The sequence below is a fragment of the Dyadobacter frigoris genome (assembly GCF_005280585.1).
In the GTDB taxonomy this organism is placed as follows: domain Bacteria; phylum Bacteroidota; class Bacteroidia; order Cytophagales; family Spirosomataceae; genus Dyadobacter; species Dyadobacter frigoris.
On sequence record NZ_SZVO01000001.1, the window covers coordinates 784,771 to 801,935 of the forward strand.

Annotated in this window: 13 protein-coding genes; 4 read left to right on the forward strand and 9 right to left on the reverse strand. The window is 40.0% G+C overall.

Annotated elements, in window-relative coordinates:
- Positions 1 to 66 precede the first annotated feature (66 nt).
- On the forward strand, positions 67 to 951 hold the full coding sequence (locus FDK13_RS03540; protein ID WP_137338587.1) for a glycosyltransferase family protein: 885 nt from the start codon (positions 67 to 69) through the stop codon (positions 949 to 951).
- A gap of 88 nt (positions 952 to 1,039) precedes the next feature.
- On the opposite strand, the gene FDK13_RS03545 is transcribed toward FDK13_RS03540, so the two are convergent.
- The 3 genes from FDK13_RS03545 to corA all read right to left on the reverse strand — a co-directional run bounded on the left by FDK13_RS03545 (position 1,040) and on the right by corA (position 4,168).
- Complete coding sequence (locus FDK13_RS03545; protein WP_137338588.1) at positions 1,040 to 2,023, reverse strand: glycosyltransferase family 2 protein; 984 nt, start codon at positions 2,021 to 2,023, stop codon at positions 1,040 to 1,042.
- Between the two features lie 583 nt (positions 2,024 to 2,606).
- Positions 2,607 to 3,194, reverse strand: coding sequence for a GNAT family N-acetyltransferase (locus FDK13_RS03550; RefSeq protein WP_137338589.1), 588 nt, complete (start codon positions 3,192 to 3,194; stop codon positions 2,607 to 2,609).
- Between the two features lie 29 nt (positions 3,195 to 3,223).
- Positions 3,224 to 4,168, reverse strand: coding sequence for a magnesium/cobalt transporter CorA (corA, locus tag FDK13_RS03555; RefSeq protein ID WP_137338590.1), 945 nt, complete (start codon positions 4,166 to 4,168; stop codon positions 3,224 to 3,226).
- A gap of 67 nt (positions 4,169 to 4,235) precedes the next feature.
- Here corA and FDK13_RS03560 point away from each other — a divergent pair, with 67 nt between their 5' ends.
- The 3 genes from FDK13_RS03560 to FDK13_RS03570 all read left to right on the forward strand — a co-directional run bounded on the left by FDK13_RS03560 (position 4,236) and on the right by FDK13_RS03570 (position 6,776).
- Positions 4,236 to 5,423 carry an MFS transporter gene (locus tag FDK13_RS03560; RefSeq protein ID WP_137338591.1) on the forward strand — a complete coding sequence of 396 codons (1,188 nt, stop codon included), beginning with the start codon at positions 4,236 to 4,238 and terminating at the stop codon, positions 5,421 to 5,423.
- Positions 5,413 to 6,021: an IMPACT family protein gene (locus FDK13_RS03565; RefSeq protein WP_137338592.1), complete on the forward strand. Its 609-nt coding sequence runs from the start codon at positions 5,413 to 5,415 to the stop codon at positions 6,019 to 6,021. The genes FDK13_RS03560 and FDK13_RS03565 overlap by 11 nt, the downstream gene beginning before the upstream one ends.
- 92 nt (positions 6,022 to 6,113) lie before the next feature.
- Entirely contained in the window at positions 6,114 to 6,776 is a 663-nt protein-coding gene (locus FDK13_RS03570) for a thiamine diphosphokinase (protein WP_137338593.1), read from the forward strand.
- Positions 6,777 to 6,779: 3 nt separating this feature from the next.
- Here FDK13_RS03570 and FDK13_RS03575 read toward each other — a convergent pair whose 3' ends face one another.
- The 6 genes from FDK13_RS03575 to FDK13_RS03600 form a co-directional block, all read right to left on the reverse strand.
- Complete coding sequence (locus FDK13_RS03575; RefSeq protein WP_137338594.1) at positions 6,780 to 8,411, reverse strand: M1 family metallopeptidase; 1,632 nt, start codon at positions 8,409 to 8,411, stop codon at positions 6,780 to 6,782.
- A 42-nt stretch (positions 8,412 to 8,453) separates the two neighbouring features.
- Positions 8,454 to 9,434, reverse strand: a complete 981-nt coding sequence (locus FDK13_RS03580) for a Kelch repeat-containing protein (protein WP_137338595.1) — start codon at positions 9,432 to 9,434, stop codon at positions 8,454 to 8,456.
- A gap of 141 nt (positions 9,435 to 9,575) precedes the next feature.
- Positions 9,576 to 10,949: a glucoamylase family protein gene (locus FDK13_RS03585; RefSeq protein WP_137338596.1), complete on the reverse strand. Its 1,374-nt coding sequence runs from the start codon at positions 10,947 to 10,949 to the stop codon at positions 9,576 to 9,578.
- Positions 10,950 to 11,009: 60 nt separating this feature from the next.
- Positions 11,010 to 12,362, reverse strand: a complete 1,353-nt coding sequence (locus FDK13_RS03590; RefSeq protein WP_137338597.1) for a glucoamylase family protein — start codon at positions 12,360 to 12,362, stop codon at positions 11,010 to 11,012.
- Positions 12,363 to 12,497: 135 nt separating this feature from the next.
- On the reverse strand, positions 12,498 to 13,991 hold the full coding sequence (locus tag FDK13_RS03595) for a RagB/SusD family nutrient uptake outer membrane protein (RefSeq protein WP_137338598.1): 1,494 nt from the start codon (positions 13,989 to 13,991) through the stop codon (positions 12,498 to 12,500).
- A 12-nt stretch (positions 13,992 to 14,003) separates the two neighbouring features.
- Complete coding sequence (locus FDK13_RS03600; RefSeq protein WP_137338599.1) at positions 14,004 to 17,039, reverse strand: SusC/RagA family TonB-linked outer membrane protein; 3,036 nt, start codon at positions 17,037 to 17,039, stop codon at positions 14,004 to 14,006.
- Positions 17,040 to 17,165 lie beyond the last annotated feature (126 nt).

Genomic DNA, 17,165 nt, shown 5'->3' on the forward strand with positions numbered 1-17,165 from the left:
GACGTCAGTTTATTCAAATTAAAAGATAATTTTTATTCTCTGTCCAAATTATTAATCTGCCAGACTTTGAAAATTTCAGGATTCACCATCATTAAAGACGCAATTTTAAACGATTATCCCATTGTTGAAGCTATCGTTTCAATACTGCCTGTGGTGGACGAAATGCTGGTTAGTGTAGGTAAAAGTGAAGATAATACGCTTGAACTTATCCGTTCTATTCAATCAGATAAAATACGGATCGTAGAATCAGAATGGGATATGACCTTGCGTGAGGGTGGTAAAGTACTTGCGGTTGAAACGGATAAAGCGCTTCGCCAGTTGTCGCCGGATAGCGATTGGGCGTTTTATATACAAGGAGACGAAGTGGTTCATGAAAAATACCACGACAATATTCGCAAAGCGTGTGAGTTGCATGTGGACAATCCGGAAGTAGAGGGGCTGTTGTTTGATTATCTGCACTTTTATGGTACTTACAATTACGTTGGCGACAGCCGGAAATGGTATCGTCGGGAGATACGGATTATCAGAAATGAAAGTATGAAATCTGATCCGGCCATTTTTGCTTATCGTGATGCTCAGGGATTCAGAAAGGGCGTTACCAAGCTTAATGTGAAGCATTGTGGCGCGGCAATTTATCACTATGGCTGGGTAAAGAGTCCTGTTCAGATGAAAAAGAAAATGAAAAATGTAACCCGCTTTTGGAATGAAGATGAGGAATGGGAGAAAATATTGAAATCTGAAGATTTCTTTGACTATAACGCTTTTGATTCGCTGGTACCTTTTGATGATTCGCATCCATCTGTGATGAAAGTTCGGATTGAACGCCAGGACTGGAATATAGAACTTGATCTTTCCCGGAAAAAATTTAAATTTAAAGACGCTTTACTTTATTGGATTGAAAAGAATACGGGCAAGCGTCTTTTTGAATTTAGAAATTACCGTTTGATTTAATATCCTTGTTGTTGCTTAACAGAAAAACGGAAGCTCAAAGCCAGCTTAAAAAGATTTTAACTTCTGCTTTTCTGTATTAATCAAATAATTACAACTTGATAACGTGTTGATATTTTAGCATCATCTTAATATTCTCAATTACTTCAATAATGCCAATATTGGAGTGGTTTCTCTTCATTTGCCTTGTGAAAGCACTTTTCTTAATGATAAGTCCCTGACGGTTTCTCCGGAAATCCATGTAAGCTTCTGCTTTGTAAAACTGACAAGACAAAATACCTAATAGAACATCACAAAGTAAGATTTGCATATGCCAAAGCGTAAGGTCAATACCTTGTAAATGCAGATAATGTACGTAGTAACGATTTCTGAAATGGATTCTCTTGATCGCTTTTTTAGGATTGTGGTTTTTGGTACTTGCCATTACTTCGTGGCGACAGACCGCATTGTGTTCATAGTAACATTTCCAGCCCATTCTCCATGCGCGAATCGATAGTTCCTGATCTTCTCCGTAATATGGATTGAACATTTCGTTGAAACCATTAATGGTTTTCAATTTCTTTGTATCCATCAAAGCATTGGCACCGGAGAGGTAAAAAGTAGGGGTTAAAGCATTAATATTTTTAAGATGAAATAAATCAGATGATTTTATTTTGCGACCCATAATTCTAGGCTCTCTCGCTGCCTCACGGATCAGGTCATCATCCATTCCGATAATGCGTCCCATAACTCCGAAAGTATCATTCTTCTCAAAATATTTGTAGAGTTTCTCTAGATAACCTTCTTCCAGCGTAACATCAGTATTGAGTAAGAAAATTAAATCGTTGTTTGCCTGCTTAATTCCCAGATTACATGTTTCAGAAAACCCGGAATTAGTTTCTTTTTTCAGAAGTGTGATCGTGTCTCCATAATTCTGTTGCAAATATTCCACAGAGTCGTCGGTTGAGGCATCGTCAATAACTATGATTTCAACTTCTGTTTTGATGGACATCAGCACATGGAAATTATGTCCAAAATACTTTTCAAATAAATGTTTCCCATTATAATTAGGAATTATTACTGAGATACTTTTCATTCAGTCGGTTATTTAGTTAAATGAATTGAATAACCTAATACCATTTAAAATACATTATTCTAAGATCGGTATAGCGGTTTTACTAAATCAGCCTATGGCAGATGATTCTCACAAGTTGGAATTGAAACGCCTTTTTATAAGATTCATTGTTCATTTTCAAACTCGCCCCGATATTAATTCAGAGTATTGTTCGATACTGCCACTGCCCATCGCATATAAACCTTGATTCGCGTCAGGTAAATAATTTTTGTCTCCCTTAATAGACTATACCTGATATTAACGTAATCTGTTGCAAGTTTTATGCCATTACAATTATGACACTGATTCAGGAAAAAGGGTTGGAAGAAGGAAATGTGTACAAATGACATTTAGGATGACTTTTCATTGATATTCTAAACATTAATTGTACTTTTTTAATTGGCTGAGTAATTGATTTACTGAATATTACAGGTGGAAAAAAAATAAAAATTATTTTTTCTGAGATTTCAGTCCGGGTTAAGAAAGATATAGTAACCCACAATATTACAATTGCTGGTGGCTAAAAAGAGAATTATTATTAATTGTATTATAACCTGTTATCTGTTTAAGGCATCGCGTTCTGTTTTAGTTCCCAGGCCACTACATTCCATTCGTCAACATGATCTTTGTGCAGATGAATTGTTTCAAAACCTACCCGTTCATGCGCCCGCTGCGATCTTTTATTGGATGTAGAAATCTCTGTGATACATAAGTCGAATTTTTTTTCATAAAAATTTTTATGTGTGTGATATAATTTCTCGAAAATTCCCTGTCCCCGAAATTCCGCCGCTACACATATTTGCCCCATCATGTAGTATTTATAATCCCGGATCATGTTCCCTTTCCAGTTAATATCGTCCACAATGTCAAACATAGGCTGGAGGTCAGGAATCAGTTTTGCCATAGAAGGTAGCATGGCCAGGGCAAACGCTATCACTTTTCCGTCCGCTTTTGCTATGATCTGCGGTGTTAAACTGCCCATGATTTCGAGCTGTTCCTTGCTGTGGCAGACAGTTACAAAACCTTGTTCCTTTTTTACTTCTTCTGAGACGTTGGTTTTTAAATTAAGTTGCTGAAGGGACAGAATTTCTTCAATATCTTTTTGTGTTTCTGCAAAGGTTAGCTCAATGAAAGCAGACGTGTTATTTGTCATGAAAATATAAATAATGAAATCTCAAAAAATTAAATCCATCTTTTTCTTCTGAAAAACCAAAGCACAACCAGTGAGGAAAGTACCATCAAAAGTAAAGACACCCAGAAACCCCAGGGGTCTTCGGTGGAGGGAATGTGGGTATAATTCATACCAAAAATCCCTGCGATCAGGGTCGGAGGCATAAAAATGATAGTCACAACGGTGAAAATCTTGATTACCTGACTTTGTTCAAGATTAATCAGACCCATAAAAGTATTTTGCAGATATTCCAGCCGCTCAAAGTTGAAAGTGGTATATTCAAGCAGTGAGCTGATATCTTTTAATATAATACGCAAATGCTCTTTCCGGTCTTCCGGGAAATACTGACTGCGTAAAATTCCGGAAAGTACGCGCTGTTTGTCAATACTGGTTTCCCGAAGCATCATCGTCGTTTCCTGCAATGCACTGATCCGGATCAGCACTTCCTGTCTCGCTTTTTGCTCGTGCGCCAGATCCTTACTGATCTGTGAAATATCCCGGGATATTGCTTCAAGTGAATCGGCATCGGCTTCGATCCTGGTTTCAAGCAGCATCAGCATAAAGTCAACGCCCGTCTGAAACGTATCCGGGCTTACCTTCATTTTCTTAACCGTATCAGCAAAGGTTTTGGAATCACCGCGCCGGTATGTGAAAAGAATATTCTTATGGAGAATAAATGAAACAGGATAAGTTTTATAACCGTCCCTGTCAATGCTTAAAAAGTTCGAGTTAGCATTGATCGTTTCATTTTGTTCAAAAAACCGCGAACTGCTTTCGATTTCTACAATTTCCTGAGGTGTTTGAAAACTGATATCACATTTGTTTTCAACCCATTCTTCTTCTTCGGCCGAAGGGGACTGCAAATCCACCCAGACAAGGTTTTGTACCTTTCCAAGTTCACGAATATCGTTTTCGCGCTTTATTAACCGCCCCTCCTTATAAAATATTCTGACCATTTTTCAGTTGAAAGTTGAGAGTTGAAAATTTTCAACAATTTCCCCAAGATAGTTGTAAATTTACGGGATGCAAAATACGGCTTCTCCCGGAATATTTACACTGCAATTTTGGTTGCTTGGTACAAGTTCCTTTCTTTTCTCTTCAAGTTTCAACATGCTTATCCCCGAGCTTCCCAGTTATTTGTCTGCCATGGGAGGTGCGGAATACAAGGGTTTTATCATTGGATTATTTACGTTAACAGCCGGAATATCAAGGCCTTTTAGTGGTAGATTAACAGATCGTGTCGGTCGTGTTCCGGTAATGGCATTTGGCTCGTTAGTGTGTTTTATTTGTGGATTTTTGTATCCCGTTTTCACTACCGTAATGCCGTTTTTATTATTACGATTGGTTCATGGTTTCTCAACAGGTTTTAAACCAACAGGCACCGCAGCCTATATCGCGGACATTATTCCGGCACATCGAAGAGGGGAAGCCATGGGAATTCACGGCATGTGCATGGGTGTAGGCTCTGCTTTCGGGCCGGCCATTGGAAGTATGATCAGCCAGTCTTTTTCAATAAATGCACTTTTTTATACATCCTCTCTTTTCGCGTTGATGTCCATCGTGATACTTTTCAACATGAAAGAAACCCTTGTTGTAAAAGAACGACTTTCTGTAAAAGCATTTCAAATAACCTGGCGGGATATATTCGAGCCCGATGTTTTCAGTCCTGCTTTTGTAACTTTTCTGGCTTATTTTGGTTTTGGTGCAGTAGCGACACTTAGCCCTGATTTCAGTGAACATTTAGGGCTCACAAACCGTGGGATTTATTTCATGGTATTCACTTTGTTTTCCATATTAATCCGTTTTGTAGCCGGAAAACTTTCTGACCGGAAAGGCCGGATACCGGTAACCATTGCCGGATGCAGCATTTTAATTATATCAATGATCATCACCGGATACGCAGATTCTGTATTCCTTTTTGTAACAGGAGCAGCATTTTTCGGAATTTCGATGGGGATATTATCTCCGGTGCTTTCTGCCTGGACGGTGGATTTGAGCAATGACCATAACAGGGGACGGGCGATTGCTTCCATGTACATTTCCCTGGAAGCAGGGATAGGGTTGGGCGCCTTTCTTTCAGCCGCTGTTTTTGCAAACAAAATAGAAAACCTACCACTGGTTTTTATGATAATGGCAGGTTTTGCCGCGGCAGCTTTGATTTATACCATTCTGCTTTACAGATATAAAAGGAGAGCGAGCCGTGTTATTTGAAGATACTTACAAGACAATTGCTGAACCTGTTGAAGGTTTTTATAAGGACAAGGGAAGCAAATTTATTTCTTTCGTTTTTCCGGTTACATCAGAAAATGAAGCGAAAGTTCATCTGCTAAAATTAAAAGAATTGCATCCTAAAGCCAATCATCATGTGTATGCTTACCGCTTTGGTCTGGATAGAATGCATTATCGTTTGAGTGATGACGGGGAACCGTCAGGTTCTTCGGGAAGACCGATACTGAATACGCTTTATTCCAAAGAAATAACCAACATTCTGGTTGTCGTTGTGCGTTATTTTGGCGGAACGTTATTAGGGATTCCGGGACTTATAAACGCATATCGATCTGCAACGGAGGATGCATTGGAGAATGCTGAAATTGTTGTGAAACATTTGATTGTGATTTACGAGCTCAAATTTTCGTATATCCAGATGAACGATGTGATGCGGATCATTAAAGAAATGGAATTGCCGGTACTTGAACAAAACTTTGAAATGGAATGCCGTATGATTGTTGAAATCAGAACCACGCTCGTTGAACGATTTATTAGCCGTTGCGAAAATGTGGAAGGATTGGTTATAAAGCCGGTGGAATAACCCGAAAACTTTCTCCTGATATTTCAGTCTCCCAAATTATTTATTACTTCGTAACTTCGCTGGAATCGAGGATTATCGGAAATACCAAGCTTATGTCATCACACCATATTATCAGGGATAAACAGGAACCCGCACTTATTATTGCCAACGGAGAAGCTTGCAGCGAAGAATTACTGGGGCAATTGTTGGAATGGAGTCCGTTGGTTGTTGTCCTGGATCACGCCATTTACAGAGTTTTGGAATTAGGTATAAAGGTGGATGTATGGCTTGGAGATTTTGATCATAACCATGATTTTGAAGAAATAAGAGCGCGTCAGTATCCTTTGAAAATCGTTCATACACCAGATCAGGAAAAAACAGATCTTGAAAAAGCGATTGATTATTTAATAAGTGAAGGTTTTCCGGCGGCTAATATCATTTGGGCAACCGGCCGTCGTGCGGATCATTCGATCACAAACATTACAAATCTGGTTCGGTATAAAGAAACAATCCGTCTGGTTTTGCTGGATGATTATTCGAAGATCTTTCCTTTGTCGGGAGTTTTTGAAAAATGGTATGTTGCCAAAACTCCGGTTTCTCTTATTCCGGTTGGTGTGGTGGAAGGAATCAAAACCTCCGGACTGAAGTATAATCTTAATGATGAAACGCTGACGCTCGGCCATCGAACCGGAAATAGCAATGAGGCGGAAGCCGATGGAATGGTTCGGATTTCCGCCTCAAAAGGTGACTTGTTAATTATGGAATGTTGGGATTAAAGCTTAAATACTTTTAGATTCTACATAGAAATTGCGGTCAACAACCAATGTTTTCTCTCCCTTAGTTTTTAAAGTTTTCCACTCGCCGGTTGGGTAAACAAATTGTTCTTTTGAATCGCCAAGTTTTATTTTGACCGGCATATCAAATCCACTTACAACATTTGACCAGCGATATTGTACGCTGTTGTCTTTAAAGGCATATTCCAAAACGGGAATTTTTGTATCTCTTAAATACTGATCAAAAACTTTGCTAAGATTTCTTCCGGCATGTTTTGAGATATAGCCTTCAATCTGTGCAGTTTCGACTGTTTGATGGTAAAATGTTTTGTTCAGTCCGCGCAAAATCTGTCTCCATTTTTCATCATCATTTACAACCTGACGAATCGTATGCAGCAAGTTTCCGCCTTTGTAATACATATCACGGGATCCTGATTCATTCACACCATAAGGTCCGATAATTGGAATATCATTGGCAATAATAGCGCGAGTTCCAATGACATAATCAGCCCCGGCTTCTTTGCCGAAGTAATATTCCGTGTAAAGATTTTCCGAGTAATTTGTAAATCCTTCATGAACCCACATATCAGCTGCGTCTTTGTAAGTAATGTTATTGGCAAACCATTCGTGACCGCTTTCATGAATGATGATGAAATCCCATTTTAAACCCCAGCCTGTTTTTGACAAATCGCGGCCCAGGTAACCCATTTTATATCCATTTCCGTAGGTTACAGAACTTTGATGTTCCATACCCAGATACGGAACTTCAACTAATTTGTATCCATCTTCATAAAAAGGATACGGCCCAAACCAGTGCTCAAAGGCTTTTAACATTTGATTTGCCTGCTTAAACTGGATTTTTGCCTTTTCCAGATTTTGAGGTAATACATAAAAGCTTAACGGCAAATCTCCTTTTTCACCTTTGAATGTCTCCGACCAGCTTACATAATTCGCTACATTCATGTTAACGCCATAATTGTTGATCGGATTGATAACAGCCCAGTTGAACGTATGTGTTTCATCATTATTTTCAACCACACTGCGGAGTTTTCCATTTGAAACATCCGTCAAACCTTTTGGCACCGTAATGCTGACCATCATGCTATCCGGCTCATCATACATATGATCCTTGCAAGGCCACCATACACTGGAACCAAGTCCCTGGCATGATGTAGAAATAATCGTATTCCCGTTTCCATCAGGCACCCATTGCACGCCACCGTCCCATGGCGGACGTTTTGCCAAACGTGGTTTTCCTGAATAGAAAACCTCAATCGATTCAGATTTTCCTTTTTCCTGTTTTTTTATCAACGTGATGAAAAATGCATTTCCATCTCTTTTGTAGGTTAATGTCTGGCCATCCTGTACCACTTTATCAATCTTCAATGGTTCCTGCAAATCAATTTGTATAACCTGATTTGGTTTCAAAACTTTATAATTGACAACGGTACTGCCAGTAAGTGTGCTGTCTTTTGCATTTGGTTTTACATTCAAATGGTAGTAGGTCAAATCCCACCACGCACGTTCAGGCGTTATGGAGCCACGCAAAGTATCGGCGTGGGTAAAAACGGTTTGTTTTTGGGCAAAAGTAAAAAACGGACTGACTACCAGACAGAAAGAAATGAGTTTCTTTAACATTAATTTTTATGATTTTAAGAAATAGGTAGGAGCTTTTATTGATCAATTTTCTAAAACTTCCAGCGTGTTTAATTCCGGACCGCCGCCACGATTTCCCGAACCAGCTGCTATATAAACTTTTTTATGCATGGACACGGCCTGAGTCCCATGTCTGCCTTGAAGCAGGGAAGGATATTTTTCCCACTTTTGGGTGTGCGTGTTAAATGCTTCAACTTCGTTATGAGCTTCTACATGTGCATCACTTTCTCCTCCGATAAACAAAACCTTGTGTCCCAAAACTACCGTGGTATTTCCGGCACGTTTGGTTGGAATATTATTGGAGGGATCTAATGTTTCCCATTTGCTGGTTTTAAAATCATATACATCCACTTCGGCAATTGTGGTATTAAGTACCTGGTTAATTCTTGCGGTGGAAAGTCGTCCGCCTGCTACATAAAGTTTGTTATCAACAACGGCGACCTGTATATGATCGCGTTTTCTTGGCGCTTCGGCCAGTTGTTTCCATGTATTTGTCGCAGGATCAAATTCATCAAACCAGGCAACCTGTCCGTCCCAGTGACCGTCCTGAATACCACAGATCACATAGATCTTATCATTCAAAACAAAAGCGCCAGCTGCGCCGCGTCGTCTGTTTTCAGGGATTTCCGGACCCTTGCGCCATTGATTTTTGACGGGGTTGAAAATATAAATATTAGGAATTGGAGTTTCATGAGGATATCCGCCAGTAAATGCCCCAACAACATACACTTCTCCATGAAAAGAAATTGCCTGAAAATGACTCATTTCAATAGGAGTCTGGCTTAGGCTAACCCAGGTATTTTTTTTCGGGTCATATTCATCTACGGATTTAATTTCGCGGCCGCCAACCAGATAAAGTTTTCCGTTAGCTTCGGCCATAGCATTTTCCAGTCTTTTGACAGGAAGATTTTCCGGCTCGACAGCCTTCCACATTTGTGCTGAAACCGGGAGGGCCAATGTATTAATGGCTGCAAAAAGTATTACAATTCTGTGAAGTATGTTCATGATAAATTGTATCTGGTATGGAAGCGTTCATGAAATTTAATTTCATGAACGCTGTTAAATGCCATCAAGGTACAATTTATTTTATTATTTCGAAAAGCCGTCAGTGGCTTATAATTCTTGTGAATTTTGGCAAATGACTGGTTAATTTGCGCTGATTGTTTTCAAAGCCGGACTTTCAAAATTTAGTTTTTTCAATCCGTTCTGAACATCCGGGTTACTCATGAATAATTTCCATAATAATCCTGTCCGGTAGTTTTCAATCATGACAATGATCGGTCCCTGATCAATTGCCAGATGTGACTTTGCATACCAGTTTTGTGATTCATTAAAGGCATCGGTAAATCCATATTCACTCCAAATCTTATCACCCAAATCATCGTAAAAGTGTCTCAACGCTTTCATCGATTGTTGTGGCGCATAAGGGAAAGAAGATAATGCGGCGGTAGGTGTGATGGTTCCGAAATCATTTGTTGGTGAAAATGCATTGTATCCATCATAGGTATCACTTGCGGTTAATCCCCAGCTGTTTTCACCGTAACCTTTAAATTTACCGGGATTGGCAACGCAATGTTTGTAGTTAATCATTGTGTGATTCACATTTTGCTCCCAATAATCTGCATACTGATCTTTTAGTTTACGTGGGTCCAATCCTAAGAATGAATAATGTGCAAAAAACAACGGACCACCAAAATCAAAACCCAACGGCAGTTTCACACCATAAAATTCTTTGCCATTTTTGAAATGGTCACTTTGCGCCCAACATTTATTGTAAACCTGCGCTGTAATTGGATACCGTGGCGACGATGCTGCCATAATGTAAGTGATCAGCGTTTCATTATATCCACGCAATTCGAAATTCATGGCCCAGCCATTATTCGGGCTCCAATGCCAGAATAGCTGATCCGGGTTTCCTCTTGTGTACCAATCCCATTCTGCCTCTTCCCAAATTCCGGAAATGCGGTTTCTTAAATCTCTTTCGGTATCATTCTCTCCTTTGAAATACTGTTTTGCACAAATTAATCCCTGAAACAAAAATGACGATTCTACCAGATCCCCACCGTCATCTTTTCGTCCAAATGGAATAATTTTACCAGTTCCGCCATTTAGCCAATGTGGAAAAATTCCATGATAATGATCCGCTTTGGAAAGAAATTTGACCATTTTCAAAAGTCTTTTTGAAACGGAATCTCTCGGCACCCAGCCACGTTCCGCAGCTACGATCATTGCCATAATACCAAATCCGGTACCGCCTGTGGTAACCACTTCGTCGCCATAATCGAAAGCAACGTTGCTTCTTTCTCGCGACATACCACTTACAGGGTGACCGAATTCCCAGAAATAGCGGAAAGTTTGTTTTTGTACCAATTCAAGTAAAGCAGTATCGGATAAATTTTTTGGACGATTTGCAGGATTAAAAACTGTCGGAACGGCTGCTGTTTTCTTTTTTTGAGCAATACTGTTTTCGGATACAAGCAGACTGCATATAATACTTAATGATAAGAGTAATGATTTCATGTTAATTAATTCTTTTGTTGAGGACGTGAATAGTTACTAACTCGACTTTTCGTTAGTCGATTATAAATTCGGACTCTGGAATCCCAGGTTTTTCATTCCTGTTTTTATTTCCGGTGAGCTCATGAATAATTTCCATGGCAAGCCGCTACGGTGGTTTTCAATCATAATGATGATCGGTCCCTGGTCAATGGCTAAGTATGAATTCGCATACCAAGTTGTCTGTAAAGAAAACGAATCGTAAAATCCATAGTCTCCCCAAAGCCTATTACCCAGTTTGTAATAGAAAAATTTTAAAGCTTTCATCGATTCTATTGGCGTGTATGGAAAAGCCGATAAAGCCGCGGTAGGGGCGATCACGCCTTTGTCGCTTGTGGGAGAATTGGCATTGTATCCATCCTGAATATCGCTGGCCGTTAATCCCCAGCAGAGTTCACTATATCCGTTATATTTTAGAGGATTGGTCTTGCAGTAATTGTAATTGATTAATGTGTGATTCTGATTTTGTGTCAGATAATTTGTGTATTGGTCCGTAAGATTGGTTGGATTAATACCCAGAAAGGAATATTGAGAGAAAAATAATGGGCCGCCATAAGCACTTCCCAAGGGTAATGTTATTCCATAATAACTGTTACCATTTTTAAACGAACCGTTTCCCGTCCAGCCATTTTCATAAACACTATTTGGAATAGCATGTGTTGGTGAAGATGCTGCCAGTGCATAAGTGATAAGACATTCATTCCAGCCTTTAATTGGCAAATTCATATCCCAGTTATAATTTGGGCTCCAATGCCAATAAAGTACGTTTTCATTATTTTTCCTGAACCAGTCCCATTCTACACCATTCCAAATGGTATTAATATCATTTCTTAAAGCGGTTTCGATAGCGTCGTTTCCATTAAAATATTGTCGTGCCGTTAACAATCCCTGAATTAAATAAGAAGTTTCAACAAGATCCGCGCCGTCATCTTTTGCGCTAAATGGAACTGCCGCTCCGGTTGCTCCATTAATCCAGTGTGGAAATGCGCCGTGAAATTTTAGTGTATTGGTTTTTAGAAATGCGACAATTTTCTGCATTCTTTCCAATCCCTGGCCTCTGGTTATAAATTCCCTTTCAATAGCAATCGGAATGGTCATGATACCAAAACCGCTGCCGCCTGATGTAACGACATCGCCAGATGTATTTCTTTCTCTCGCCAAGCCGCTAACCGGATGTCCAAAATCCCAGAAATATTTGAAGGTTTGCTTTTGTACCAATGTCAAAAGTGCATCATCTGAGATAATAGGGAATTTGTTTGTCGAGTCAATCTGAAAAGTTACCGGTGTAATAATTTCCGGTTGCTTTACATCATCACTTTTACACCCAAATGCAAAAACAATAAGAAGTAAAAGGACTATTTGAAAACAATTTTTCACCGTATGGCTGTTAGTAGGAATTAGGAAGAAATTTTCCCTTTGGAAGAAAAAAGAAAACACCGGTCCGAAGTTTTAATAATCAGAATCCTGATTTGTTAGCACTTTCAGACCGGTGTTTTTTAGAAATCTTATGGGTTAATATCCTGAATTTTGTGTCAATACACCACCGCTCAAATCAATTTCAGTTTGAGGAATTGGCCATACTTCATTTTTACCTGCAATCCATCCTTTTGGTCCAAAAACAGTCGTCCCTCTTCCCTGGCGGATCACATCAAAATAACGGTCAAATTCCATAGCCAATTCAACCTGACGTTCGTGCCAGATAGCGGTTCTCAAAGCAACTTGTTCCGTTGTGGTAACTTTTGGCAAGATCGTAGCACTTGTGCCTCTTGCTCTTGCACGAACAATTTCCAAAGAAGCTAATGCTTCCGTTGATTTTCCCAATTCATTAGCTGCTTCTGCGTTCATCAGCAAAACATCAGCATAACGGATCACACGTACATTTTGCTGCGCACCTTCATTAAATCCTGAGACATAAAGGCTGAAAGGCACGTAAGATTTTTGATTGTACATGGGATTGTCACCAACGGTTGGAATGAAATCACCTTCAGGCGTTGTTTCACCACGGAAAATAATCGTTGCATCTCTCCTTGGATCTCCCGTTTCGTATGCATCGGCCAGTGCCTGCGTTGGAACATTAAAACCCCAGCCGCCGCCTACAACACCTCTTACACCCTGAACCTGTGAATATTGAGAATTAGACGCATCGGCATTTTCAAGTACAAGCGCATTTTGTATTTCAAAAACGGATTCCGTGGAATTTTCGTTGATAATTCTAAATAACTGCTCATAATTGGCAACCAGTTTATATTGACCTAAACCAATAACCTGTGTAGTCAAGTCATACACTTGCTGCCATTTTTTCTCATACATCGATACTTTTGCATGTAAAGACAAAGCGGCTCCTTTTGTAACACGACCTAAATCGGCAGTTCCGTAGCTCGTTGGTAACACAGCTTCTGCTTCTGTTAAATCTTTTTCAATAGCTGTATAAATTTCTGCTTTTGCAGTTTTAGCAATGTTGTATTCTGCTGTTCCGGCAGGCACTTTCAGTCTTAAAGGAACGTCACCAAAAGCACGTACCAATCTGAAATAAGAATACGCACGGATGAATTTTGCTTCCGCCAGATATCTGTCTTTCAGCGCAGCAGTCATCGTGATCGCTGGGATATTATCTAAAACCTGATTGGCATAGTTAATATTTTTATACTGAGCAGACCAGAATGCACCTAGCTGTCCATCCGTAGAACCAACTGAAAAGTTGTCATAGGTATTCAAAAAAGTTGCATCCGACGCAGAGCTTCCTTTTTCTGTTTCATCAGAACCTAAGCTTTCAACGGCAACTGATCCAAAAGCGATGTTGTCGAAACTGCGCAAATTTGCATACATGGCATTAACAGCCTTGGTTGCATCGCTTTCATTTACCCAGAAAACATCACCAGCCTGCTTGCCTTGCGGATCGGTATCCAGGAAGCTGTCCTGACATGCTACCGGAAAAAGCAACATGGAAGTAAGTCCGGCGTAAAGCCCAATCCGTTTAAAATTTGTTTTAAAATCTATATTGTTCATAGTCGTGAAATCTTAGAAAGTAATATTTACTCCAAAATTGTAAGTTGCAGACAACGGATAAACGTTGGCATCAATTCCAGCCGTTGTTGGTTTATTGTCAGTTGCTCTAACTTCTGGCGAAAGTCCTTTGTATTTGAAAAAGTTAAGTGCATTCTGCGCGTTTGCATAAACTCTTAGTTTTTTCAACTTCAAACGTTCTGTAATTTTTGTCGGCAGGGTAAATCCTAACTGCGCATTTCTAACCCGGAAATAACTTCCGCTTTGTACAAAGAATGAGTTGGGAAGATAATTGCTACCGCCTCCGATATTTGTAGAAGGGTACGTATTTGAAGTCCCTTCTCCGTGCCAGCGGTTTTCGTAAAAATCTTTTGTGAAATTTTCATTTCCATAACGCCAGCCCAGATTTGCATTGTAAATATCAATTTTAGCAACACCCTGGAAATCCAGTGTTAAATCAAGCCATTTATAGTTCCAGGTTGTATTGATACCGTAAGTGTATTTTGGGTTTGGGTTACCAATTACCTGTCTGTCCAAGCCGGTAATAGTACCGTCAGGCGTTCCATTAGTTCCGCTGATATCGCGGTATTTGAAATCACCTGGTTTAGCTGTTTTCTGAGCTGATTTATCAATTTCTGCCTGGTTTTGGAAAATACCGTCTACAATATATCCGTAGAATGAACCGATAGGATCACCAACGCGGGTTCTTGTAGCCAATGCACCACCTGTAAGTCCTACACCACCAGCGTAAATCGGGTTAGCACCTGTGGATACCGACAAAACTTTATTGGTATTCATACTACCATTAATCCCAATGCTGTATGACAAATCTTTGCCAATTTCGTCTCTCCAGCTGATCGACGCTTCAAATCCTTTATTTTGGAAATCAGCCTGGTTTCCAAGGATACTACCGGACTGAGTTCCGATAGAAGCTAAAACAGGAATATCAAAAATGGCTCTTTCTGTTTTCTTGGTATAGTAGTCCAGTTCAATTGAAAGACGATTTTTCATCATCGATGCTTCTAAACCGATATCCGTACCTACACCGCGTTCCCAGTAAGTAACCGGCGGAATAATAGAGTTGATACTTGCACCTGTGTTTACAGTACCGCCATAAATTGCAGCAAGAGATCCACCCGTTGCAACCGTTAAAGTGGATAGGTTTGAAGGAACGGAAGCATTTCCGATTTTACCCCAGCTACCGCGAAGTTTTAGGTTGTCAAATACTTTCTGGTCTTTCAGGAAAGGCTCATTGCTGATAACCCAGCCCGCACCCACAGAAGGGAAATAACCCCAGCCATTTCCACCTTGGTAAAATTTGGATGAACCATCTGCTCTTAACGATGCATTGATCAGATAACGGTCAGAAAACGAATAATTAACACGACCAAAATAAGATGAATAGGTTGCTAAATCACCCTCATCTGTTACGCTTCTGGTATCAGCATCTCCCAAAGCAAGATACAAGTCACCTTCACTTTTGTAAGGAACATCACGTGCAGTAGCGGTAAGCTGATAAGACTGATCGTGCTGAGCCGATTGACCAAGAAGTGCAGTGAAACTGTGTTTACCGATTTCTTTGGTATAAGTCAGTGTATTTTCAAAAATCCAATAACGTGCTTGCGGGCGAACAAATTTTAGTAAACTGTTGGTATTACGTTGTGCTAAGGTCGCCGCATAAACTGGTGTGTAAGTTCTTGTTTCATCTTGTCCATAACGTCCACCCAGACTGGTACGGAACTTGAAGTCTTTCAAAAACGACAATTCGGCATACGCATTCGCTGTCAATAATGTCTTCTTCGTAACCTGGTTGAAAACATCAACCGTTACCTGTGGGTTAAAACTAACTGCGTCTCCCAGAAATAATTTGGAAGGATCTCCGTATGAGCCATCCGCATTATAAACCGGGACAACCGGAGCTGCGGCGTACAATTGACGGAAAATTCCGCCTGCTTCGTCATTCGATTTACTGAATGCACCTGTTGCAGTATATCCGACTTTCAGGTTTTTAGATATCTGGAAATCGTTTTGGAAACGGGCAGTGTAACGTTTGAAATTATTTCTGTCAACAATACCATCTTGTTTCAGAAAACCAAGAGAAAGACCATAAGTTGATTTTTCACCACCGCCGCTGACAGAGATCTGATGGTTTGTAATGAATGCATCGCGAAGGATTTGTTTGTACCAATCCGTTCCTTCTCCATATTGGGATGGGTCCAGAAGTTGTTTTCCTCCGTTGATAGCGCTCAGCTCATTGATCATGGTAGAATACTGATTCGCATTAGCCATTTTAATCTGGTTGGTCACTTTCTGAACACCCACATAACCATTGTAATCAACAATCGCTTTTCCTGATTTTCCTTTTTTAGTAGTAATCAACACAACACCATTTGCTGCACGCACACCATAAATCGACTGGCTTGAAGCATCTTTCAGGATGTTCATGCTCTCAATATCATTGGAGTTAAGAAAGCTGATATCGTCAAACCAAACTCCGTCGACCACATAAAGCGGGTTAGGACTACCATAAGCAGTGCCGACACCGCGGATACGAATCTGAGGTGCTTCACCTGGTTTTCCTGAATTGTTGATTTGAACACCGGCTACTTTTCCTTGTAAACCACTGACAGGGTTAATCGAAGATTGTTTTGAAATCTCACTGCCTTTTATGGAAACCACAGAACCTGTTATGTCAAGTTTCTTTTGTGTTCCGTAACCTACAATGACAACCTCATTCAATGCACGTGCATCTTCCAATAGCGAAACGTTAATTACGGAATTGGAACCTACGGTGATTTCCTGAGGTGTCATTCCGATCATGGAAACGACCAGGATTGATGTAGTAGACGGAACGTTAATGGTGAAATTTCCGTCAATATCGGTTGGCACTCCTGTTGTGCTTCCTTTTATCAAAACGCTCGCACCAGGAAGTGCGGAGCCATCTGTTGATGAAGTGACCTTACCTGTTATGTTAACTCCCTGCGCGAACGATAGTGTGGTCATACACGCAAAAATGATCAACAAGTACAGTGATCGTACATTTGCTTTCATTGGTTTCTAGTTAGGTATTTTGAACTTTACAAAGATTAAATTGTCTTCAAAACTAAGAAGGAATAATAGCCATTGTCAAAAATAGCACTACATCACCACTACATCAATAAGAATAATGCAATGAAT